This window comes from Pseudomonas bharatica CSV86, from assembly GCF_000319305.2.
GTDB classification, from domain to species: domain Bacteria; phylum Pseudomonadota; class Gammaproteobacteria; order Pseudomonadales; family Pseudomonadaceae; genus Aquipseudomonas; species Aquipseudomonas bharatica.
Window position 1 is genome coordinate 1,291,425 of sequence record NZ_AMWJ02000002.1, and the last position, 23,344, is coordinate 1,314,768.

Annotated in this window: 19 protein-coding genes and 3 pseudogenes; 7 read left to right on the forward strand and 15 right to left on the reverse strand. The window is 64.0% G+C overall.

All coding sequences use genetic code 11. The features are described 5' to 3' along the window. Positions 1-28: 28 nt before the first annotated feature. From guaB to CSV86_RS19795, 5 genes are all read right to left on the reverse strand, one after another. Positions 29-1,498 (reverse strand): IMP dehydrogenase, encoded by a 1,470-nt coding sequence (gene guaB, locus CSV86_RS19775; protein ID WP_009398329.1) that lies wholly within the window; start codon positions 1,496-1,498, stop codon positions 29-31. An 85-nt stretch (positions 1,499-1,583) separates the two neighbouring features. Beyond that, positions 1,584-2,141: a hypothetical protein gene (locus tag CSV86_RS19780; protein ID WP_009398328.1), complete on the reverse strand. Its 558-nt coding sequence runs from the start codon at positions 2,139-2,141 to the stop codon at positions 1,584-1,586. A 53-nt stretch (positions 2,142-2,194) separates the two neighbouring features. Continuing rightward, positions 2,195-2,791 (reverse strand): hypothetical protein, encoded by a 597-nt coding sequence (locus tag CSV86_RS19785; protein ID WP_009398327.1) that lies wholly within the window; start codon positions 2,789-2,791, stop codon positions 2,195-2,197. 320 nt (positions 2,792-3,111) lie between these two features. Continuing rightward, entirely contained in the window at positions 3,112-3,513 is a 402-nt protein-coding gene (locus CSV86_RS19790) for a hypothetical protein (protein WP_170394975.1), read from the reverse strand. A gap of 308 nt (positions 3,514-3,821) precedes the next feature. Further along, entirely contained in the window at positions 3,822-4,586 is a 765-nt protein-coding gene (locus CSV86_RS19795; RefSeq protein WP_037059948.1) for a sulfite exporter TauE/SafE family protein, read from the reverse strand. 115 nt (positions 4,587-4,701) lie between these two features. Between CSV86_RS19795 and CSV86_RS19800 the strand changes: the two genes are divergently transcribed. From CSV86_RS19800 to leuA, 6 genes and pseudogenes are all read left to right on the forward strand, one after another. Beyond that, positions 4,702-5,592, forward strand: a complete 891-nt coding sequence (locus CSV86_RS19800; RefSeq protein ID WP_009398324.1) for a LysR family transcriptional regulator — start codon at positions 4,702-4,704, stop codon at positions 5,590-5,592. 51 nt (positions 5,593-5,643) lie between these two features. Beyond that, positions 5,644-6,390: a transglutaminase-like domain-containing protein gene (locus CSV86_RS19805; protein ID WP_009398323.1), complete on the forward strand. Its 747-nt coding sequence runs from the start codon at positions 5,644-5,646 to the stop codon at positions 6,388-6,390. Between the two features lie 149 nt (positions 6,391-6,539). After that, positions 6,540-6,671 (forward strand): annotated as a pseudogene (locus CSV86_RS32105) (flagellar hook-length control protein FliK); the annotation flags it as partial. A 295-nt stretch (positions 6,672-6,966) separates the two neighbouring features. Further along, positions 6,967-8,346 carry an exodeoxyribonuclease VII large subunit gene (xseA, locus tag CSV86_RS19810; RefSeq protein ID WP_009398318.1) on the forward strand — a complete coding sequence of 460 codons (1,380 nt, stop codon included), beginning with the start codon at positions 6,967-6,969 and terminating at the stop codon, positions 8,344-8,346. A gap of 4 nt (positions 8,347-8,350) precedes the next feature. Continuing rightward, a pseudogene (locus CSV86_RS19815) lies at positions 8,351-9,174 on the forward strand (peptidoglycan DD-metalloendopeptidase family protein). 324 nt (positions 9,175-9,498) lie between these two features. Beyond that, positions 9,499-11,175, forward strand: coding sequence for a 2-isopropylmalate synthase (leuA, locus tag CSV86_RS19820; RefSeq protein ID WP_009398312.1), 1,677 nt, complete (start codon positions 9,499-9,501; stop codon positions 11,173-11,175). Positions 11,176-11,275: 100 nt separating this feature from the next. Here the strand turns inward: leuA and CSV86_RS19825 are convergent, their stop codons facing one another. Genes CSV86_RS19825 through zwf form a run of 3 tightly spaced genes read right to left on the reverse strand, consistent with a single transcriptional unit; the run spans position 11,276 to position 14,142 of the window. Next, positions 11,276-11,953 (reverse strand): bifunctional 4-hydroxy-2-oxoglutarate aldolase/2-dehydro-3-deoxy-phosphogluconate aldolase, encoded by a 678-nt coding sequence (locus CSV86_RS19825; RefSeq protein WP_009398309.1) that lies wholly within the window; start codon positions 11,951-11,953, stop codon positions 11,276-11,278. 16 nt (positions 11,954-11,969) lie between these two features. Continuing rightward, positions 11,970-12,683 (reverse strand): 6-phosphogluconolactonase, encoded by a 714-nt coding sequence (pgl, locus tag CSV86_RS19830; RefSeq protein WP_037059935.1) that lies wholly within the window; start codon positions 12,681-12,683, stop codon positions 11,970-11,972. Then, positions 12,670-14,142 (reverse strand): glucose-6-phosphate dehydrogenase, encoded by a 1,473-nt coding sequence (gene zwf / locus CSV86_RS19835; protein WP_009398307.1) that lies wholly within the window; start codon positions 14,140-14,142, stop codon positions 12,670-12,672. The genes pgl and zwf overlap by 14 nt, the downstream gene beginning before the upstream one ends. A gap of 211 nt (positions 14,143-14,353) precedes the next feature. On the opposite strand from zwf, the gene CSV86_RS19840 reads away from it, so the two are divergent. Next, on the forward strand, positions 14,354-15,214 hold the full coding sequence (locus tag CSV86_RS19840; RefSeq protein ID WP_170395116.1) for a MurR/RpiR family transcriptional regulator: 861 nt from the start codon (positions 14,354-14,356) through the stop codon (positions 15,212-15,214). 136 nt (positions 15,215-15,350) lie between these two features. Here CSV86_RS19840 and CSV86_RS19845 read toward each other — a convergent pair whose 3' ends face one another. From CSV86_RS19845 to CSV86_RS19875, 7 genes and pseudogenes are all read right to left on the reverse strand, one after another. Further along, positions 15,351-16,658 carry a carbohydrate porin gene (locus CSV86_RS19845; protein WP_009398303.1) on the reverse strand — a complete coding sequence of 436 codons (1,308 nt, stop codon included), beginning with the start codon at positions 16,656-16,658 and terminating at the stop codon, positions 15,351-15,353. A 63-nt stretch (positions 16,659-16,721) separates the two neighbouring features. Continuing rightward, the gene (locus CSV86_RS19850; protein WP_009398302.1) at positions 16,722-17,876 is read right to left on the reverse strand and encodes an ABC transporter ATP-binding protein; all 1,155 of its coding nucleotides are present in this window, start codon (positions 17,874-17,876) and stop codon (positions 16,722-16,724) included. A 3-nt stretch (positions 17,877-17,879) separates the two neighbouring features. Further along, a pseudogene (locus CSV86_RS19855) lies at positions 17,880-18,712 on the reverse strand (carbohydrate ABC transporter permease). Further along, the gene (locus CSV86_RS19860; RefSeq protein WP_009398297.1) at positions 18,705-19,613 is read right to left on the reverse strand and encodes a carbohydrate ABC transporter permease; all 909 of its coding nucleotides are present in this window, start codon (positions 19,611-19,613) and stop codon (positions 18,705-18,707) included. The pseudogene CSV86_RS19855 and the gene CSV86_RS19860 overlap by 8 nt, the downstream one beginning before the upstream one ends. Before the next feature lie 101 nt (positions 19,614-19,714). After that, complete coding sequence (locus CSV86_RS19865; protein WP_009398295.1) at positions 19,715-20,980, reverse strand: ABC transporter substrate-binding protein; 1,266 nt, start codon at positions 20,978-20,980, stop codon at positions 19,715-19,717. Positions 20,981-21,183: 203 nt separating this feature from the next. Then, a complete protein-coding gene (locus tag CSV86_RS19870) occupies positions 21,184-22,599 on the reverse strand; it encodes an ATP-binding protein (protein WP_170395119.1) in 1,416 nt (471 codons plus the stop codon). Between the two features lie 19 nt (positions 22,600-22,618). Continuing rightward, positions 22,619-23,329, reverse strand: a complete 711-nt coding sequence (locus CSV86_RS19875; protein WP_009398290.1) for a response regulator — start codon at positions 23,327-23,329, stop codon at positions 22,619-22,621. Between the last annotated feature and the right edge of the window lie 15 nt (positions 23,330-23,344).

Consider the following 23,344-nt stretch of genomic DNA (forward strand, 5'->3'; position numbering starts at 1 on the left):
GCCCCGCTGAACGGTGTTGCCAGGAGCATCAACCTACGCGGTAGTTTGGCGCTTCCTTGGTGATCTGTACGTCATGCACATGGGACTCGGCCATGCCGGCACCGGTGATGCGCACGAACTCGGGCTTGGTGCGCATCTCTTCGATGGTGGCGCTGCCGGTGTAGCCCATCGACGAACGCAGGCCGCCCATCAACTGGTGGATGATCGCGGCCAGTGCGCCCTTGTAGGGAACGCGACCTTCGATGCCTTCCGGTACCAGTTTCTCGGCGCCGGCCGAGGAGTCCTGGAAGTAGCGGTCCGAAGAGCCTTGCGCCTGGGCCATCGCGCCCAGCGAACCCATGCCGCGGTAGGCCTTGTAGGAGCGGCCCTGGAACAGTTCGACTTCGCCCGGGGCTTCTTCGGTACCGGCGAACATCGAGCCCATCATCACGCACGAAGCGCCGGCGACGATGGCCTTGGACAGGTCACCGGAGAAGCGGATGCCGCCGTCGGCGATCAGCGGAACGCCAGTACCTTCGAGGGCTTCGGCAACGTTGGCGATGGCGCTGATCTGCGGCACGCCGACGCCGGCAACGATACGGGTGGTGCAGATGGAGCCCGGGCCGATACCGACCTTGACCGCATCGGCGCCGGCTTCGGCCAGGGCCTTGGCGGCAGCGCCGGTGGCAATGTTGCCGCCGATCACCTGCACTTGCGGGAAGTTCTCCTTGACCCAGCGAACGCGGTCGATGACGCCCTTGGAGTGACCGTGGGCGGTGTCCACCACCACCACGTCGACGCCGGCGGCAACCAGGGCGGCAACGCGCTCGCCGGTGTCCTTGCCGGTACCGACCGCGGCGCCGACGCGCAGGCGGCCCTGGTCGTCCTTGCTCGCCAGCGGGTAGGCCTTGGCCTTCTCGATGTCCTTGACGGTCATCATGCCCTTCAGGTTGAAGTCGGCATCGACGATCAGGACTTTCTCCAGGCGGTGCTTATGCAGCAGCTCGCGGACTTCGTTCTTGTCGGCGCCCTCGCGCACGGTGACCAGACGCTCTTTCGGCGTCATCACGTCGCGCACGGCCGCATCGAGGCGGGTTTCGAAACGCACGTCGCGAGAGGTGACGATGCCGACCAGGTCGCCGTTGTGCAGCACCGGTACGCCGGAGATGTTGTTCAGGCGGGTCAGCTCGAAGAGGTCACGCACGGTGGCTTCGGCATCGATGGTGATCGGATCCTTGACCACGCCGGCCTCGAACTTCTTGACCTTGCGGACTTCGCCGGCCTGCTGCTCGATGGTCATGTTCTTGTGGATGATGCCGATGCCGCCTTCCTGCGCCATGGCAATGGCCAGGCGGGCTTCGGTCACGGTATCCATGGCGGCGGAGACCAACGGAATGTTCAGCTCGATGCCACGGGTCAAACGGGTCTTGAGGCTGACTTCGTTGGGCAGTACCTCGGAATAGCCTGGTACAAGGAGAATGTCGTCGAAGGTCAGGGCTTCTTGGCTGATACGCAGCATCGCGGGGGCTCCCGGGCGGGAAAAATGGAAGCGCGCCATTATACTCATGCGCGCCGTTTCGCTCAATGTAAAGATGGGCCTTCGGTCAGTTGCCCGACAGCGTTCCACGCACCACGGCTACCGGCTGGTCGAGCCAATCGGCGAAGGCGTCAAGGAAGGCCGGTTTGAAACCGGCATCGGCCCACCCATTGAAGATGAAGCCCAGGTTGGAAAAGGCACACGGCTGGAGAAAGAGAAAGCCGTTTATATCGTCTTCATGGCCGCATTCGGGGCAAGTGAAGTTGTCGGTCTGCGCTGGCATCCACTCTTCGAGGCTTTCGAACAGCGCCTCGCCGATCTCCCGGCGGCACTCGGGGCAGCCCGCTTCCTCGAGGAAATCCACCGACGGTGTATAGATGCAGCGCTTGGTGATGATCTCCAGGCCGTTGACCCGCTTGCCGAACGGCAGCAGTTCGGGGCGCTCGACCACCTTGCGCGCGCCCTCGGAAATGGCATGGGCCATGCGGTTGCCGGTGCCGCCGCAGGTGCTCAGGCCCTCCTCGACGATCTTCTCGCGCACCAGCCAGCGCAGGATGGCCCGGGCACGGGCTTCGTGCACGGGGATGGAGGACATTCGGGGAACGATGATGCTCTGGGTGATCATGACAGCGGTCGGGTCGGGTCGAGGCGGCAAGTTTAACCCGACCCTGGCGCTTCTCACAGGTGGACGCGGAATCTCCCGTCCTCGATCTTCATCTCGTAGGGATGGTCCGGGCCCACGCCGAGGTAGTCATGGACCTCAGGGATCCTGGCCACGATGTGACTGAAATGGCCTTCCAGCAAGCCATCTTCGGTATTTTTCCGAATACGGACTTTTCCGCTGACGATATCGGCTGACACCAGATAGGTTCCGGGCTCGACCAGAGGCGGGTCTACAAAGGTCATAGCGTACATGAACAAGATAGGGGAATTGGGGCCGATGGGGTAGGAACCATCATATACGTCGTACAACAATCCGAAGTTCACCTCCTCCTTGTCTGCGTCATGTGGCGGCGCAGCGAAATTCAGTCCGATGACCATCCCGCCGGCAAACAGCGGAGGCCTGTGGAACTCCGTGATATCGGGTTTGAACGAACGGCGCTGTCCTCCTTCCAGTTTCTCGAACATCGCCTGCATCTCATTGCCATTGGCACCGGCGCTGCCATTGGTCCTCTGTCGGTCGGAATCGAGTACCCAGATCCCCGTGTCCTTGGTCTCGGACAGAGGACGTAGTGCACCGTAGATGCGGCGCATGACTTCGGTTGAATCTTTCATCGCAATACTCCAAAAGTGGGCAAGTCCCTTTCGGGGAGAAGGGCACGTTTCGGAGTCTGAAAAGATCGACTGATAGCAACAACTGACAGAAATAACAGGTAAATCCCGCGACGGCTCTACCGCGCATTACCAACCGACCTGAGGCAAGCAACGGCCAATCAGCGCCGTTCCTCTGGCCAGCACCAGCCAGGCCAAAGCCCATGCACGGATTCGTGCATGGGGGACGGACGATGTCCGCGCAACGCTGACGCCCAGGGCGAGCATGATGGCAATCGGGTCGGTTGAAAACGATCAGCCTGCCCGAGCAATCAGCGTGCATCTCACAGGCGTACGCTGAATCGCCCGTTCAGCATCTTCATTTCATAATCCTGGCCCGGGCCGACGCCGATGTCTTGATCAACCTTGTGGATCCTGACCAATACGTCACGGAAGCTTCCCGCTACCACGCCTTGCATCCAGTCGTTCTGCAGCAGGATCATTCCGCTGATGACTTTGAAGGATACCGCTACGTCGCCATCTGGACAGCATGGCGGCGCCCGGAAATACAGCTGGTAGTTGATAGCGGCCACCCCACTGGTTACCGAGTAGTAGCCGTTGGGCAAATCCTCCAGGAAGGCAACACCCACGGCCTCTGCATAGGCTTGGTGCGGCGGAGCTGTAAAGTGGCGGCCCGACACGTGATTGATATTGGAGTGTTTGATGAATTCCGTTTGTTCTGCCACAAACTCCCTGCGCGCTCCCCTTCAACCATCTCGAACAACGCCGAAAGCTGGCCGTTGCGTGGGTTGGCGCTTGCCGGCGCGGACACCAGACGAGAATCGGACAGCCAGATCCGGTTGTCTTCTGCATCGGAAAAAGGACGTTGAAAAACACTGCCGCAGCGCATGGCTGCTTGAAGATCGTTCATCGCAATAACTCCTGATAACGCTCTCTCAGTGGCGGAGAGCACGATCGGAGTTTCATGACCTGCATTCGTCGCAACAACTCACGGATCTACGGGCTTGACGCGGCAATGGCTCTATCCCAAGCCTCACACGGCCACATGGGTCAACCAGCGACCGATCAGCGCCACCCCGCTGGCCAGCACCAGCCAGGTGACCAGGCGCACGAATGCCTCGCGCGACATGTTCAAGGTCAAGCGCCGCCCTACCCGCAGCCCGAGGACCATCATCGGCAGCAGGCACGCCGCCAACAGCAGCAACGGCAGGTCGGCATAGACCCCGGCGATCAGGAACAGGCTCAGGCGCACCACCGTGCTGCAACTGATCAGTGCGCTTTGGGTCGCCCGCACCTGCTCCGTCGAGTCCAGCCGGGCATTGAGGTACAGCGCATAAAGGAAGCCGCCACTGCCGAACAGCGCGCCGAACAGTCCGCCCACGGTTCCCGCCGGCACCGACCAGCCCGCCGCCAGGTTCGCCGGCCTGACCTTCACCGCCAGGCTGTACAGCGCGTAGGCGCTGATGAACAGGCCCATGAGCAACATCAGCACATCGGCATGCAGGTTGAGCAGGAACACCACGCCCAGGGTGCAGCCCAAGGCCATGAACGGCAGCAGGCGCAGCAGCTCGCCCCTGCTCACCGCCTTGCGTGCCGGCAGCCAGTTGCCAAAGGCCGCGACGAAGTCCAGCAGCACCAGCAGCGGGATGATCCGCGACAACGGCATGAAGTTGATCAGGATCGGGCCAGCCACCAGCGCGGTACCGAATCCGGCAATGCCGAAGACCACGTAGGCAGCGGCCACACCCAGCAGGATCGGCAGCCAGTCGAGCAAGGAGAACGGCAATTGGGCGAACAGGTCGGCGAGCATCCGGGTAATACCTTCGATTTGTTTTCAGCGCACCTTAACCGGCGCTGAGCCATGCCGACTAATATGCAATATCGCCATTAGCCATCTTGAAACGGCATAGCTCATGATTTCTACCCGCCAACTGCGCTACTTCGTTGAAATCGCCGAAAGCGGCAGCTTCAGCGCCGCTGCCGAACGCCTGTACATCGCCCAGTCGGCCCTGAGCCGGCAGATTCGCGAACTGGAGCAGCAGCTGGATACTGCGCTGTTCGAACGCACCGCGCGGCTGCCACGCCTGACCGCTGCCGGTACGGCGTTCCTGCCCAAGGCGCGCAACCTGCTGCAGGACCTGGACAAGGCCAGCGACCTGGCCCGCGCCGTCGGCCAGGGGCGGCGCGGCAGCCTGCGCCTGAGTCATTCCAGCACGGTGCCATTGACCGGGGCCTTGTTGCATCAGGTCAGCAGCTATTTGCATGACAACCCTGGCGTATCGATGGAGATAGCCCAGCTTTCCTCGGAGGGCCAGCTTGAAGAACTGGTCGACGGACGCCTGGACATCGGCCTGTTGCGCTTGCCAGTGCTGCGCCAGCATGAAGGCCTGTGCGTCGAGCCCTTGTTCCAGGAACCGCTGTTGCTGGCGGTCGCCGATACCCATCCCTTGGCGCATCACAACAGCATCCGGCTGGCGGATCTGTCGGACCAGCCTTTCATTTCCATCCCGCATCGCCAGCGTGGCGGCCTGAGCTACCTGTCGGCGGAACTGTGCATGGCCGCCGGGTTCTTTCCGCGGCCGGCGCGGGTGGTGTCGCGCAAAACCACTCAATTGCAATTGATCCAGGCCGGGTTCGGGGTGGCGTTGCTGCCTCGCTGCATGCGGGACATCGCCCCGGTTTCGCTGCGGTTCATCCCATTGGTCGATCCCGGCTGCGTCAGTACGGTGGCCATAGCCCACCGCCGCGACGCCGGGCCGCTGGTCAGGCAGTTCCTCGGGCATATGCAGGCACAGCGTGCTTGACCCTGAAGTAACTAAAGGGTCCAACCTTGGTGAAAACACGGAGGCTTTGCCATGCGCACGCAACAGGACTATCTACAACGCACTGAAATACTCGACTTCGACGCACCGCCGATCACCCGCCTCATCGACTCGCGCGGCTGGCGGCAATTGCCAGCGGAACAGGCGGCCCGTGCCGTCTACGAGTTCTGCCGCGACGAGATCCTGTTCGGTTACAACGCCGGTGCCGACAGCCTGCCCGCCTCGGCGATCCTTGCCGAGGGCCTGGGGCACTGCAACACCAAGTCCAACCTGCTGATGGCCCTGCTCCGCGCCCTCGGCATTGCCTGCCGGCTGCGGGCCTTCACCATCGACAAGCGCCTGCAGAAAGGGGCGATGACCGCGTTCGTGTACTTCATGGCGCCGCGGGAAATCCTCCACACCTGGGTCGAGGTCGAACTGCACGGGCAATGGGTAGTGCTGGAAGGGGTGATTCTCGACCAGCACTACCTGCGCGCGGTACAGGACAGGTTCAGCAACTGCCAGCACGCCTTCCTCGGCTATGCCGTGGCCACCCCGTCGCTGGCCGAACCCGCCGTGCAATGGACCGGCCGCGACACCTACATCCAGCGCGAAGGCATTGCCCGCGAGCTGGGGCTATATGCCTCGCCGGATGATTTCTACCGCGAGCACAAGACCAACCTGAACGGAGTGAAGGGCTGGCTGTACCACAACTTCTTCTACAAGCTGCTCAACGACAATGTGCGCAGGATTCGCGAAGGTACACCGGGTAGCCAGGCCTGTAATCATCAATCAGGTTGAAAAATAACGACGCGTCCCCTGTGGGAGCGGAAACAGCTCATTTACCACTGTTCTGTGGGAGCTGGCTTGTCGGACCGCCGAACCGCAGCGATTGCGATGGTGAATTCACTGCCGTCATCGCTGGCAAGCCAGCTCCCACAGGGTCCGGGGCCAGCCTGACCCACGCCGTGACGCCGAAGACCGCCAATGCCGTGGCGCCCGCGCCGCTGAACCAGTCCCTGGCCATGAACCAGGGCGGCCGGACCGATGGTCTGGTCAACCGGGTCATGTACCTAAAGGCTGGCGCGGCCCCCTGTGGGAGCGTGGCTTGCCCGCGAAGGGCCGCAAAGCGGCCCCAAATCCTGCCACGCCGAACATCTGGGACACTGAGGCCAAGCAGGCGCTGAATCCAGAAGAGCTTTCTCCACCTAGCTCGTGCTGGATGGTTTTGGGGCCGCCTTGCGGCCCTTCGCGGGCAAGCCACGCTCCTACGGATCCTAAGTTGATCCACCATCCGAGCCCTCGGCGAACGATGTGTAGATACCCATGCCCGACAAGGCAGGACACCTCGCCCCGCGATCCTTTATAGTGCCGCCCATGATCAGAGACCCTTTCGAACGCCTCGGCCTCGACCGTGAAGTACTCACCGTCAGCCAACTCAACGGCCGCGCCCGCGTGCTGCTGGAAGATGTCTTCAGCAGCATCTGGGTCGAGGGCGAGATATCCAACCTCGCCCGCCCCGCCTCCGGCCATGTGTATTTCACCCTGAAGGACAGCGGTGCCCAGGTGCGCTGCGCGCTGTTCCGCAATAACGCGGCGCGGGTCCGCCAGGCCTTGCGTGACGGGCTGGCGGTGAAGGTGCGCGGCAAGGTCTCGCTGTTCGAGGGCCGCGGCGACTACCAGTTGATCCTCGACACGGTCGAGCCGGCCGGCGACGGCGCCTTGCGCCTGGCCTTCGAGGCACTCAAGGAAAAGCTCGGCGCCGAGGGCCTGTTCGCTGCCGAGCGCAAGCGCGCGCTGCCGGCGCATCCGCAGCGCATCGGCATCATCAGCTCGCCCACCGGCGCGGTGATCCGCGACATCATCAGCGTGTTCCGCCGTCGTGCCCCGCAGGTCGAACTGAACCTGGTGCCCACCGCCGTGCAAGGCCGCGAAGCCATCGGGCAGATCGTCCGCGCCCTGCGGAAGGCCGATGCCCAGGGCTTCGACGCGCTGATCCTGGCCCGAGGCGGCGGTTCGCTGGAAGACCTCTGGTGCTTCAACGAAGAAGCCGTGGCCCGCGCCATCGCCGCCTGCGTGACGCCGATCGTCAGCGCGGTGGGGCATGAAACCGATGTCTCGATCAGCGACTTCGTCGCCGATGTCCGCGCGCCGACGCCGTCGGCCGCCGCCGAGCTGCTGGCGCCCGACAGCAGCGACCTGCAACGCCGCCTGGAAAGCCTGCAACGGCGCCTGTTGCTGCGCATGCAGAACCGCCTGATGCACGATCGCCTGCGCCTCGACGGACTCAGCCGGCGCCTGCGTCATCCGGGCGAACGCCTGCGCCAGCAGGCCCAGCGCCTCGATGACCTGGACATGCGCCTGCGCCGCGCCTTCGAGCAGCGCCTGAACCAGCGCCGCGAACGCCTGGCACGTCTCGACACGCGCCTTGCCGCGCAGCATCCGGGACGTACCCTGGCGCTGCTCAAGCAGCGCCTGGACAACCTGTCCGCGCGCCTGCCCCGGGCCATGCGCGACACCCTGAAGGATCGCCGCCAGCAGCTCCAGGCCCAGGTGCAGATGCTCGAACTGGTCAGCCCCCTGGCCACCCTCGGTCGCGGTTACAGCATCCTGCTCGACGAGCGCGGCCAGGCGATTCGCAGCGCCGCGCAAACGAACAATGGCCAGCGTCTCAAAGCCCGCCTCGGCGAAGGCGAACTGCTGGTGCGGGTCGAGGACAACCACCAGACCCCGGTCACGCTTTCCCTTCTGGACTGAACCCATGCCACGACTGCTTTGCGCCTTTTTCCTGCTGTGCCTGACTTTCGCTGGCAGCGCCCACGCCAGCTACATCACCCGCCAGTTGAACAAGCCGGTACCCGGGGCGTTGCGGTGATCGACCTCGGGCCCTCGGCCCAACCGCCGAGTGCGCGCTTCGACGGCAAGCCGGTACTGGTGGTGAAGGAGCAGGACAACTGGCTGGCCATCGTCGGCATTCCCCTGACCCAGAAGCCCGGCGTTGCCCGCATCACCCAGGGCAGCCGCACCCTGGAGTTCAGGGTCGGCAGCAAGAAGTACCAGGAACAGCACATCACCTTGAAGAACCAGCGCCAGGTCAACCCGAACCCGGCCGACCTCAAGCGCATCGACGCCGAGCTGGCCGAGCAGATCAAGGCCTACCGCAGCTTCAGCCTCGGTACGCCGAGCAACCTGATCCTCGACAAGCCGGTCAGCGGCCCGCTGTCCAGCCGCTTCGGCGTGCGCCGCTTCTTCAATGGCGAAGAACGCAATCCGCATTCCGGCCTGGACTTCGCCGTGCCCGCCGGCACGCCGGTGAAGACCCCGGCCAACGGCAAGGTGATCCTCACCGGCAGCTATTTCTTCAACGGCAACACGGTGTTCGTCGATCATGGCCAGGGTTTCATCAGCATGTTCTGCCACCTGTCGAAGATCGATGTGAAAACCGGGCAGGTGCTGACCCGCGGGGCGGTGATCGGCAAGGTCGGCTCCACTGGCCGGGCCACCGGGGCGCACATGCACTGGAACGTCAGCCTGAACGATGCGCGGGTCGATCCGGCGATCTTCATCGGTGCGTTCCAACCCTGAACTACCCGCCAGGCGGCGCTGTTGCGCCAATCAAAAAGACCGCGCAATCGACGCGGTCTTTTTGATTGGAATGCGCGATTAAATGTCGGTAGAAAGCAGATTCCGCACATTTCTATCAATTTTTTCGAGGTGCTTGCCATCTTTCACCTCACTGGTTAGGGTTGAGGGCATGAAAACCTTTGAAACCCTTATCCGCCTCCGCCAACACCGCAGCCTTTGCCTGGTCAGTGCACGACTACCAAGCTGAATCGCGTCGCCTCGCCCATTCCAAGATTCCATGTTTCCGGCAGGCCCGTTCCAGGCCGCATCAAAAGGATTGCTCCCATGTCCATGCTCAAAGACCCTTCGAAGAAATACCGCGCCTTCCCGACCATCGACCTGCCCGACCGTACCTGGCCGTCGAAGACCATCACCCAGGCGCCGATCTGGTGCAGCTCCGACCTGCGCGACGGTAACCAGTCGCTGATCGAGCCGATGGATTCGGAAAAGAAACTGCGCTTCTGGAAGACCCTGGTCAGCGTGGGCGTGAAGGAAATCGAAGCGGCCTTCCCGTCCGCCTCGCAGACCGATTTCGACTTCGTCCGCACCCTGATCGAAGACAGCCACATCCCTGACGACACCACCATTCAGGTTCTGACCCAGGCCCGCGAAGACCTGATTTCGCGCACCTTCGAATCCCTGCGCGGAGCGAAGAAGGCCATCGTTCACCTGTACAACGCCACCAGCCCGTCGTTCCGCCGCATCGTCTTCAACCAGGACAAGCAAGGCGTGAAGGACATCGCGGTGAACGCGGCCAAGCTGTTCGTCAAGTACGCCGCCCAGCAGCCGGAAACCCAGTGGACCTTCCAGTACTCGCCGGAGACCTTCAGCGCGACTGAAATGGAATTCGCCAAGGAAGTCTGCGACGCGGTGATCGAGGTGTGGAACCCGACCCCGGAACACAAGATCATCCTCAACCTGCCAGCTACCGTCGAAGTCTCGACGCCGAACGTCTACGCCGACCAGATCGAGTGGTTCTGCCGCAACGTCAACCGCCGTGACAGCGTGATCATCAGCCTGCACTGCCACAACGACCGCGGCACCGGCATCGCCGCCACCGAGCTGGGCCTGATGGCCGGCGCCGACCGTGCCGAAGGCTGCCTGTTCGGCAACGGCGAGCGTACCGGCAACGTCGACCTGGTGACCCTGGCCCTGAACCTCTACACCCAGGGCATCGACCCCGAGCTGGACTTCTCCGACATCGACGGCGTGCGCAAGGTGGTCGAGGAATGCAACCAGTTGCCGGTGCATCCACGTCACCCGTATGTCGGCGACCTGGTCCACACCGCATTCTCCGGCTCGCACCAGGACGCCATCCGCAAGGGCTTCGCCCAGCAGAAGGAAGACGCCCTGTGGGAAGTGCCGTACCTGCCGATCGACCCGGCCGACATCGGCCGCAGCTACGAGGCGGTGATCCGCGTCAACAGCCAGTCCGGCAAGGGCGGTATCACCTACCTGCTGGAACAGGAATACGGCATCAGCCTGCCGCGTCGCATGCAGATCGAGTTCAGCCAGGTGGTCCAGGGTGAAACCGACCGTCTCGGCCTGGAAATGACTGCCCAGCAGATCTACAACCTGCTGCACCGCGAATACCTCCAGGCCAACGCGCCGTACGCACTGGTCAGCCACCGCCTGCAGGAAGAGAACGGCCACAGCGCCGTGGAAGTGGAAGTCGCCGGCGAAGGCGAAACCACCCTGCACTGGCGCGGCAAGGGCAACGGTGCCCTGGAAGCCCTGGTCGCCGGCCTGCCGGTTGCCGTGGAGATCATGGACTACAACGAACATGCCATCGGCGCCGGCACCAATGCCAAGGCTGCGGCGTACATCGAACTGCGCGTGGCCGGTGGTCGTCCGGTGCACGGGGTGGGCATCGATGAAAACATCACCACCGCCAGCTTCAAGGCCCTGTTCAGCGCGCTGAACCGTTCCCTGACCCAGCAGGCGGCGAGCAAGGCGGCCTAAGGCGCCGGTCTGCTCGACCCAGGCCCGCCTCCCGAAGGCGGGCTTTTTTGTGCGCAAAAAAAAGGGGCGCCGACCAAGCGCCCCGAACAGCCGTAACCACTTATCCTTCGAGCAGCGCCATCGCCTCGGCACTGCACTTCTCCACGGCGGCCCAGTCGCCGTTCTTGATCCAACCGCTATCCAGCATCCAGGTTCCACCCACGCACATCACGTTGGGCAGGCCCATGTAGCTGAGCAGGTTATCCGGACGAACCCCGCCAGTCGGGCAGAAACGCACATCGGCAAAGGGTCCGGCATAGGCCTTGATCGCCGCGATGCCGCCGCTGATTTCCGCCGGGAACAGCTTGAAGCGCCGGTAGCCGAGGGCGTAGCCCATCATGATTTCCGACGGCGTGCTGATCCCCGGCAGCAGCGGGATATCGCTTTCGACGCCGGCCTGGAGGATTTCCCGGGTCACTCCGGGGGTGACCACGAACTGCGCGCCCGCCGCTTCCACCGCCTCGAACTGGGCGCGGTCCAGCACGGTACCGGCGCCGATGCACAGCTGCGGACGCTGCTCACGCAATACCTTGATGGCCTTCAAGCCATGTTCGGAACGCAGGGTCACTTCCAAAGTGCGAATGCCACCGGCGGCCAGGGCATCGGCCAGGGGCAGGATATCGGCCTCGCGGGCGATGGTGATTACCGGCAGGATGCGCGCCTGGTCGCAGATCGCATCGATCCGGGCGATCTTGTCGGTCATCGTCGGCAATGGCGTGGGGCGTTCGAGCGTGGTCATGACAGGGGTCCTTGGCTCATGGGCACCAGTAGATGCTCAAAGGGTCGTGAAGAAAGGCGCGAATCGGCATCTGCGCCGGCTCGTTGCCCGCCAGCGCGGCGCGCAGGGTAGCGAGTTTGCCGGAACCTTGCACGGACAAGGCGGTAAAGCCGGCCGTGGCCAACAGCCGCCGGGTCAGGCTCAGGCGCTGGTGCGGCACGCTCGGGGCCAGCATCGGCAGGCAGCGGCGCTCGCCATCGCGGCGCAGGCCTTCGGCAAGATTGGGGCTGTCCGGGAACAGCGAAGCGGTGTGCCCGTCATCGCCCATGCCCAGCACCAGCACATCGATCGGCGGCAGCTCGGCCAGCGCCTGGTCGGCCGCCAGCGCAGCCGCCTCCAGGCTGGCGGCGTGGCGATAGAGGCCAACCAGGCGCGCCTTCGCCGCCTCGCCCTGAAGCAGATGGCGACGCAACAGGCCTTCGTTGCTGTCGGCATGCTCCACCGGCACCCAGCGCTCGTCGGCGAGGCTGACGGTCACCTTCGACCAGTCCAGCGCCTCTTGCGCCAGGGCCTGGAAAAACGCAACAGGGCTGCGCCCGCCAGACACTACCAGGGTCGCCCCGCCCTGCCCGGCAATCGCTGAGCGCAGGCACGCGGCGACGTCCGCGGCCAACTGCCGGGCAAGCTGCTCGGCGGTTTTCAATTCATGGATCGTGACCGTCGCCGGCCACTGCATTTCAGATATCGCCATACCAGGACCTCCCATCGCGGGTAATCAGTGCCACCGCCGCCACCGGCCCCCAGGTTCCCGCGGCATAGGGCCGAGGCGCTTCGCCGGATTGCTTCCAGCCGGCGATCAACTGGTCGCACCATTTCCACGCGTACTCGATTTCATCCTTGCGCACGAACAGGTTCTGATTGCCGCGCATCACCTCCAGCAGCAGCCGCTCGTAGGCATCGGGAATCCGTGCGCTGCGGAAGCTGCCGTCGGAAAAATTCAATTGCAGCGGGCTGCTGCGCAGTTGCATGCCCTTGTCCAGGCCCTGTTCCTTGGTCATCACCCGCAGGGAAATGCCCTCGTCCGGCTGCAGGCGGATGATCAGCTTGTTGCCGATCTGCAAACGCTGTTCCGCCGCGAAGATATAGTGCTGCGGTTCCTTGAAGTGAATGACGATCTGCGACAGTTTCTGCGGCATGCGCTTGCCCGTGCGCAGGTAGAACGGCACCCCGGCCCAGCGCCAGTTGCGAATATCGGCGCGCAGGGCGACGAAGGTTTCGGTGTCGCTGTGGGTATTGGCGTTCTCTTCATCGAGATAACCCGGCAGCGCCCGCCCGTCACTGTGCCCGGCGATGTACTGGCCGCGCACCACGCGGGTGCCCAGGCCTTCGCCGGTGATCGGCGCCAGGGCCTTGAGCACCTTGACCTTCTCGTCGCGGATGCTGTCGGCGGACAGGTCGCTGGGCGGGTCCATGGCGATCAGGCAGAGCAACTGCAGCAAATGGTTCTGGATCATGTCGCGCAGTTGCCCGGCCTTGTCGAAATAGCCCCAGCGCCCTTCGATGCCGACCTTCTCGGCGACGCTGATTTCCACATGGGAAATCGAGGTCTGGTTCCACTGGGTTTCGAACAGGCTGTTGGCAAAGCGCAGGGCGATCAGGTTCTGCACCGTTTCCTTGCCCAGGTAATGGTCGATGCGGTAGATGCGGTTTTCCGGGAAGAACTGCGCCACCGCGTCGTTGACCCGCCGCGACGACTCAAGGTCATGGCCGATGGGCTTCTCCAGCACCACCCGGGTACGCTCGGCCAGGCCGACCTTCGCCAGGTTCTCGCAGATACCTCCGTAGACCGCCGCCGGAGTAGCGAAATAGGCGATCAGCGGCGCTTCGGGGGTGACCTGCGCGGCCAGTGCCGGATAGGCCTGGGCGTCGAGGAAGTCCATATGCAGATAGTTCAGGCGGCCAAGGAAACGCTGCAACACCGTGGTGTCCAGGGTGTCGGACGCGACGAACTCGTGCAGGTGCGCCTCGATCGATGCCAGGTGCTCCTGCACGCTGCCAGGCTCGCGGGCCAGGGCCAGCAGGCGGGTGCGCTCATGCAGCAGCCCGGCTCGATCGAGCTGGTAGAGGGCCGGGAACAGCTTGCGCAAGGCCAGGTCGCCAAGGGCGCCGAACAGGGCAAAGGTGCAAGGCTCAACACTGATCGAAGACATGATGTAGGTTCTTTTACCGAGTGCGGGTAGAAATATCGCGTTCCAACGTGGATATCAAGAGCGAATGTAGTAATAACAACAACATCTGACCTGCAAGACAGATACAAGTGGTAGGTCTACCCTGCCATCAGTAGGATACAGACCCTGTAAACCCGGCCCCTGCTTGCGCGAACGGGCCGCACCCCCGACCGAAGGAACCCCAATGGACCGCGTGCGCAATCTTCTGGAGCAGATCCAGGGCCGTCTCGACGAGTTGAACAAGGCCGAACGCAAAGTCGCCGAAGTCATCCTTGCCGCCCCGCAGCAGGCCACCCGCTTCAGCATCGCCGCACTGGCCCAGGCGGCCAAGGTCAGCGAGCCGACGGTCAATCGCTTCTGTCGCTCCTTCGGCGTCAGCGGCTACCCGGAACTCAAGCTGCAACTGGCGCAAAGCCTCGCCAGCGGTGCAGCCTACGTCAGCCGTGCAGTCGAGCCAAACGACGATCCGGCAGCTTTCACGCAAAAGATCTTCGGCAGCACCATCGCTTCCCTCGACAGCGCCTGGCAGCAGCTCGATCCGGCGCTGATCAGCCGCGCCGTGGACATGCTGATCCAGGCCCGGCAGATCCATTTCTTCGGCCTCGGCGCCTCGGCGCCGGTGGCGCTGGATGCCCAGCACAAGTTCTTCCGCTTCAACCTCGCGGTCTCCGCCCATGCCGATGTCCTGATGCAGCGCATGCTGGCGTCCGTGGCGCATACCGGTGAGCTGTTCGTGATCATTTCCTATACCGGACGCACCCGGGAACTGGTGGAAGTGGCGCAACTGGCGCGCGACAACGGCGCCTCGGTACTGGCCCTGACCGCCGCCAACTCGCCCCTGGCCCGGGCCAGCAGCCTGAGCCTGAACATTCCGCTGCCGGAAGACACCGACATCTACATGCCGATGACCTCGCGGATCATCCAGTTGACCGTTCTGGATGTGCTCGCCACCGGCATGACCCTGCGCCGCGGCGCGGACTTCCAGCCGCACCTGCGCAAGATCAAGGAAAGCCTGAATGCCAGCCGGTATCCGCTGGATGATGAGCTGGGCTGATCCGGAATCTGCTGGGCTCTTCAGGGCCTCATCGCTGGCAAGTCGGAGCGCCGAACCGCAGCTCCCACAGGGTTTGTGGGAGCTGGCTTGCCAGCGATGAGGCCCTGAAGGTTTGTAAACTTACTACAAGGTTGCCTCAGAACGAGCTCTGCACCTTGATCCCCGCCACCAGCGCGTTGTCGACCTCGTCCACCCCACCCGGGCTCTTGATGTATTGCAGGTTCGGCCGCACGGTCAGCCAGTCGGTGACGTGGAAACCGTAATACAGCTCGGCGTTGTACTCGCTGCGCTGGATCGGCACAAAGGCCGGGTTGTCGTAGTCATCGATGCCGTTGCCGGCGTTGATCAGCTCGGCCCGTTTCTTCACGTCGTCGTTGACGTGGATCCGCGCCACGCCAAAGCCGATGTCGTCCTTGGGCCGCCCGTCGAACGCGCCCTTGTAGACCAGCCCCACCTGCTGGTAGTTGTCGACCACGTTGGTGTCCTTGTCGTGCACGGTGAAGTTGGCGAACAGGCTCAGCCCGCGATTGGCATCGCCCTTGTGCGCGGTGACCTGCTGCTGCGCCACCACCCACCAGCCATGCTTGCTCGAATGGGTACGGTCAGGGTCGCTGATGTCGTCGGCCTTGGCGGTGCTGTAGTAGTACCCCAGGCGGTACTCGCCCGGCAGCCCGCTGACCTGCGGCGACCAGACCAGCTCGACAGGCAGGATCATGCCCTTGGTACCGCTGCCACTGAGCTTGAAGCCGTTGCCGGTTTCCAGGTTCGACGGGTTCTGTTCGAACACCCCGACCTGGGCGAAGAACTCCGGCGTGATGTTGTACTTGACCCGCATCGCCCACTGGCTGACCGGCCAGTTGTACCAGATGCCGCCCACCCAGTTGCCCACCTGCGAACCACAGAACGCCAGGTTCTGGAAATCGCAGGGGAAGCTGTTGAAGTCCTCGCCTTCACCGAAGCGCCCGACCTTCACGTCGAGGGCGCCATCGAAGTATTTCTGCTTGATCCACATCTGCGTCAGCCGCCAGGTCTGGCCACGGCCCCAGACCTCCTGCACCGAGCTGAACTGCCCGGCGCGCGGATCGCTGATCCGGTCGTTGGACAGATTGCGCCCGCTGCGCTCGGTGATTGCCAGCTTGAACTCGGCATCGTGCCAGCCAAGGATCTTTTGCAGATCCAGCTTCATGCCGAGGGCGAACTGGTCGCTGTAGCGCGCGGTGCGGTCGTCGTTGTAACCGCCGTGCAGGTTGGTCGCCGCCTCGCCGACATAGTCGAGGGTGAAGTCGTAGCCCTTGTCCAGCAGTTCGGTACGGGCCCCGCCCCAGTCGCCGGTCATCCATTTCGACGACGACTCGAAGGCCCCGGCGGCCAGCGCCGGGTTGCTCGCCACCGCCACCAGCACGGCCAGCGGGGTCAATCCTGAAATGCGCTTGAAGTACTCCATCCGTTGTTTCCTCGTTTTCTTGTTATCGATGGTGATTCATGCACGGCAGGCGAAGTTCAAGGCTCAACGCCCTTTGAACTGCGCCACGTTGCCCTTGCTCGCGGGCGGGTTGCCGATCGCACCCAGGCGTTCGCCGCTGGCAGCGTCGAACAGCAGCACCCGGGCAGGATCGAATTGCAGGGTCAGGCTGTCACCGACTCGCGCCGGGACATCCGGCGCCAGGCGGCAGCAGACCTTGGTCTGGTTGAGGGTGACGAACACCAGCAGGTCCGGCCCGGTGGGCTCGGTGATCTGCACTTCGGCGCGGATGCTCGGCATGCCGTTGCCTTCGCCGGGCGCCAGGCTGATCTGTTCCGGGCGAATGCCAAGGATCACATCGCGATCCTCCAGGCCGGCCTCGCTCAAGCCCAACGGCAGCTCGCAGCGTGCCTGGCCGCTGTCGAGCAGCGCCTGCAGGCGCCCTTCGCGCCGCTGCAGGCGCAATGGAATGAAGTTCATCGGCGGCGAGCCGATGAAGCTGGCGACGAACAGGTTGGCCGGGTCGTTGTAGATCTGCTGCGGCGTACCGAACTGCTGGATCAGACCGTCCTTCATCACCGCCACCTTGTCGCCCAGGGTCATGGCCTCGATCTGGTCGTGGGTGACGTACACCGTGGTGGTCTTCAAGCGCTGGTGCATCAGCTTGATCTCGGTGCGCATCTCCACGCGCAGCTTGGCATCGAGGTTCGACAAGGGTTCGTCGAACAGGTAGATCTTCGGCCGCCGCGCCAGTGCCCGGCCCATGGCCACGCGCTGCTGCTGGCCGCCGGACAGCTGGCCGGGCTTGCGCGCCAGCAGGTGCTCGATCTGCAACAGCCGCGCGACCCGCGCCACTTCCTCGTCGATGGCCGCCGCCGGCATCTTGCGGATCTTCAGGCCGAAGGCGATGTTGTCGCGCACGTTCATGGTCGGGTACAGCGCGTAGGACTGGAAGACCATGGCGATATCCCGATCCTTCGGGCTCATGCCGCTGATATCGGCCTCGTCCACCAGGATCGCCCCGCCGCTGATCTGCTCAAGACCGGCAATGCAGTTCATCAGCGTGGATTTGCCGCAGCCGGAGGGCCCGACGAGGATCAGGAATTCCCCGGAATCGATCTTCAGTTCGATGTTCTTCAAGGTATCCGGCAGACCGCTGCCGTAGCTTTTGTTGACGTTGCGCAGTTCCAGCGTTGCCATGCTTCACCCCTTGACCGCGCCGGCCGTCAGCCCGCGCAGGAAGTATTTGCCCGCAAGGACATAGACCAGCAGGGTCGGCAGGCCGGCGATCATCGCGGCGGCCATGTCGACGTTGTATTCCTTGACCCCGGTGCTGGTGTTGACCAGGTTGTTCAGGGCCACGGTGATCGGTTGGGCGTCGCCGCTGGCGAACACCACGCCGAAAAGGAAGTCGTTCCAGATCTGGGTGAACTGCCAGATCAGGCAGACCATGATGATCGGCACCGACATGGGCAGGAGGATCCGCCCGAAGATGGTGAAGAACCCCGCGCCGTCCAGCCGCGCCGCCTGCACCAGGGCCTGGGGCACGCTGCAGTAGTAGTTGCGGAAGAACAGCGTGGTGAAGGCCAGGCCGTAGACGATATGCACCAGCACCAGGCCGGTGGTAGTGCTGGCCAGGCCAAGCTTGCCCAGGGTGAAGGAGGCCGGCAGCAGCACGGTCTGGAACGGCAGGAAGCAGCCGAACAGGAGCAGGCCGAAGAACAGCTGCGAACCGCGGAAGCGCCACATCGACAGGACGTAGCCATTGAGCGCGCCGAGCAGGGTCGAGATCAACACAGCGGGCACGGTGATCTTCACCGAATTCCAGAAATAGCCGCCCACCGTGTCCCAGGCCTTGATCCAGCCGATGCCGGTGATCACCTGCGGCCAGCTCAGCAGGTTGCCGGCGCGGATGTCCTCGGGGTCTTGAAACTGGTCAGCAGCATGACCAGCAGCGGCACCAGGTACAGGGCGCAGGCGGCCAGCAGGGTGGTGTAGATGGCGATGCGGCTCAGGCGCAGCGATGGGCTAGTCATGGCGCTTGCCTCGCAGTTCCGAATACAGGTACGGCACCAGGATCGCCAGGATCGCGCCCAGCATCAGGATCGCGCTGGCCGAGCCCATGCCCATCTGGCCGCGGCTGAAGGTGAAGGAATACATGAACATCGCCGGCAGGTCGGAGGCGTAGCCCGGGCCGCCGGCGGTCATGGCCGCCACCAGGTCGAAGCTCTTGATCGCGATGTGGGCAAGGATCATCAGCGCACTGAAGAACACCGGGCGCAGGCTCGGCAGGACGATGCGCAGGTAGATCACCGGCAGGCTCGCGCCATCGACCTGGGCGGCACGCACGATGGACGAATCGACGCCGCGCAGCCCGGCCAGGAACAGCGCCATGACAAAGCCCGAGGCCTGCCACACGGCAGCGATCACCAGGCAGTAGACGACCCGGTCCGGGTCTACCAGCCAGTCGAAGCGAAAGCCCTCCCAGCCCCAGTCGCGCAGCAGCTTGTCCAGGCCCAGGCCGGGATTGAGCAGCCACTTCCAGGCGGTGCCGGTGACGATCATCGACAGCGCCATGGGGTACAGGTAGACAGTGCGGATAAAGCCCTCGCGACGGATGCGCTGGTCCAGCAGCACGGCCAGCAGCACTCCGACGGCCAGGCTGATGGCGATGAACAGCCCGCCGAACACCAGCAGGTTCTTGCTCGCCACCCACCAGCGGTCGTTGTCCATCAACCGCGCATACTGGGCCAGCCCGACCCATTTGTAGCTGGGCATGAAGCTGGAGTTGGTGAAGGACAGGATGAAGGTCCAGAGGATGTAGCCATAGAAGCCCACCAGCACGATGAGCATGCTCGGGGCCAGGACCAGTTTGGGCAGCCAGCGCTGGAGGGCGTCCAGGGGGGAGGCTCGCCGCTGGGCGATTGCAGTGGTCATGATCGGGGATCTCCGGTGTTTGGGAGGGCCTCATCGCTGGCAAGCCAGCTCCCACAGGTTCAGCGGTACATTGTGGGAGCTGGCTTGCCAGCGATTGGGGGCTACCTGGCCGCCTTGATCGCCGCGTTGAGCTGCTTCACCGCCGTCGCCGGCTCGGCCTGGGGATCATTGAGGAAGTTGGTCACCACATCGAAGATGGCGCCCTGTACCGCCAGGGTCGTGGCCATGTTGTGCGCCATGCTCGGTTGCAGGCCGTCGCCCTTGGCCGCTTCCTTGAAGTCCGCCGCCGATTTCTGCGTGCACGCGTCGAACTTGCTCATGTCCATGTCCTGGCGCACCGGCAGCGAGCCCTTGTTCTGGTTGAACACGGTCTGGAACTCCGGCTCCAGGGCGACCTTGGCCAGGTCGTTCTGCGCCTTGATGTCGTTGGCGTCCTTGAGCTTGAACATCGCCAGCGAGTCGATGTTGTAGGCGAAGCTGCCCTGGGTCCCGGGGAAGGCCACGCACTGGTAGTCCTTGCCAGCCACCTTGCCGGCAGCGCTCCACTCGCTCTTGGCCCAGTCGCCCATGATCTGCATGCCGGCCTTGCCATTGATGACCTCGGCGGCGGCGATGTTCCAGTCGCGCCCGGCGCGGTTGGGGTCCATGTAGGTGCCGAGGCGCTTGAGGGTGGCGAAGGCCTCGGTCATCTGCGGCCCGGTCAGGGTCTTCTCGTCGAGGTCGACGAAGGCAGCGTGGTAGCCCTTGGGCCCGAGGATGCTCAGCACCAGGTCTTCGAACACCGTGCTGTCCTGCCAGGGCTGGCCGCCGTGGGCCAGGGGAATGAAACCGGCGGCCTTGAGCTTGTCGGCGGCAGCGAAGAGCTCATCGAGGGTGGTCGGGACCTTGGCCCCGGCCTTGTCGAACACCTGCGGGTTGATCCACAGCCAGTTGACCCGGTGGATGTTCACCGGCACTGCGACATAGTGGCCGTCGTATTTCATGATATCGGCGACCTGCCTGGGCAGCAGGTCGTCCCACTTGTTGGCGGCGGCCACGTCATCCAGTTCGGTGAGCAGGCCGAGGGCGCCCCATTCCTGGATATCCGGGCCCTTGATCTGCGCGGCGGAAGGCGGGTTGCCGGAAATGGCGCGGGTTTTCAGCACGGTCATGGCGGCAGCACCACCGCCACCGGCGACGGCGTTGTCCTTCCAGATGAAACCATCTTTCTGGATCTGCTGCTTGAGGGTCTCGACGGCCTTGGCTTCGCCGCCGGAGGTCCACCAGTGGAGAACGTCCACGGTGCCAGGATTGTCGGCGGCCAAGGCAGAAAGGGGGAACAGCGAGGCGAGGGAAACGACGGCGGCGAGACGGGTGATCGCATTCATCGGGAGAAGCCTTTTTGTTGTTTTGCCTGGAGTCTAAACAGGGGATCTGATGGTGGAGGTAACGAAGGGATGCGGGAATGTCACCAAACAGTGACATTAGCGGTGATCCTTCAGGCCTCATCGCTGGCAAGCCAGCTCCCACAGGTTTCGCGGCGCACACAGAACCTGTGGGAGCTGGCTTGCCAGCGATAGGGCCCGGGAGATCAATCAAGATATCGAGGCAGGCTCAGGGTCACCCGCAACCCACCCTCGCGCAGATTCCTCAAACTCACCTCCCCGCCATGGCTATGGGCAATATTCCTGGCAATCCCCAGGCCCAGGCCATACCCCTGCTGCTTCCCGGCCAGGCGGAAATGCGGTTCGAACACCTGTTCCAGCTGTTGCGCCGGCACCCCGGGCCCTTCGTCGTCCACATGCAGGACGAAGCTGTCCTCGCCATCGATGATCCGCAGATGCGCGCGCTCGCCATATTTCAACGCGTTGTCGATCAGGTTGCCGATACAGCGGCGCAAGGCCAGCGGCTTGCCCGGGTAGGCGGCCTCGGCATGCCCTCGGATGGTCACCCGGCCACTGGCAAGGTAAGGCTCGACCAGGCATTCCAGCACCTGGTTCAGATCGATGGCTTCGATGTTCTCGTGGATATCCGTGTCCTTCACGCATTGCAGTGCGCCTTTCACCAGCATCTCCAGTTCGTCCAGATCCCGTCCGAACTTCGCCTGCACCTGCTCGTCCTCCAGCAGCTCGACGCGCAGGCGCAAGCGCGTGATCGGCGTACGCAGGTCGTGGGAGATCGCGCTGAACAATTGGCTGCGCTCGGTGAGATAGCGGCTGATGCGCTCGCGCATGGCATTGAAGGCGCGCGCCACTTCCTCCACCTCGCTGCCGCCGCCCTCCACCACCGGCGCCACATCCGCGCCGAGGGACATTTCCCGCGCCGCCAGGGCCAGGCGCTTGAGCGGCCTGCTCTGCCAGTGGACCAGCAGGCCGATGAACAGCAGCAGGAAGAAACCGGTGAAACCGATGAACAGCACCTGCTGACGCGGCAGCCCTTCATCTTCGAGGGTGGTGTAGGGCTCGGGCAGCAGCGAGGCGATATACAGCCACTCGCCCTCGGCCAGGCGGATCTGGGTAACCAGCACCGGCGGTTCCACCGGTTCCAGCGTGAGCGCGTAATGCGCCCAGGAACGCGGCAGTTCGTCGAGCTTCAGGCCACTGTTGAAAATCCGCAGGTCCTGCGGGCTGACGAACTCCACCGAAATGCGCATCTCGCCCAGGCGCTGGCGCAGCACTTCGTCCACCGCGGCGATGACCGCCTCCTTGCGCGGCGTGCTGGGCAGTACCTGCATGTCCAGCGGGCGATCGTTGAGGGAGACGAAGAAGCGCGTGCCGCCCATGCTGCGCAACTGGTCCAGCACCAGCGGCCGATAGGCCAAGGGCAGCGAGCGGAAGTAGCTGACGCTGGCGCTCATCGAATGCGCCAGGCTGCGCGCACTGGCGACCAGCCCCTCGCGCTGGCTGGCACGCAGTTGCGACAGCCAGATCAGGCTCGACAGGCCCTGGGCCAGCAACACCACCAGCAAGGTCAGCAGCAGCATCCGCCCCAGCAGCGAACGCGGCAGCGGCAGGCGCCGGCGGCGCTCAGTGCGACGCAGCAACACTGGCCGCCAGCAGGTAACCGCTGCCCCGCACGGTCCGGATCAGCCGCGGCGGCTTGCCGGTGTCGCGCAGGCGCTGGCGCAGACGGCTGACCGCCATATCGACGATGCGATCCAGTGGCATCGGCTCGCGTCCACGCGTGGCATTGCCGATGGTGTCGCGGTCGAGGATCTGTTGCGGATGATCGAGGAAAAGCTTGAGCAGGGCGAAGTCGGCGCCCGACAGAATCACTTCCTCGCCGTCGCGATGGAACAGGCGATGGCTGACGGTATCCAGGCGCCACTCATCGAAGGCCAGCACCTCGCCGCCTGGGGCCTGGAACCCGGCCCGGCGCAACAGCGCCTTGATCCGCGCCTGCAGTTCGCGCGGGCTGAAGGGTTTGCCGAGGTAGTCGTCGGCACCCAGCTCCAGGCCAATCACCCGATCAGCCTCGTCGGAGCTGGCGGTCAGCATGATGATCGGCACCCGCGCCTGGCGTGGATGTTCGCGCACCCAGCGGCACAGGCTGAAACCGTCCTCGTCGGGCAGCATCACATCGAGGATCACCAGGTCGCTGCCCTCGGCATCCAGCGCCTGGCGAAACGCCTGGCCGTCGGCCACGGCGCGCACCTGGAAACCGCAACGGCTCAGGTAGGCGTCCAGCAGTTCACGGATGTCCTGGTCGTCATCCACCAGCAGAATCGACTTGCTCACGAAAGAGGTCCTTGT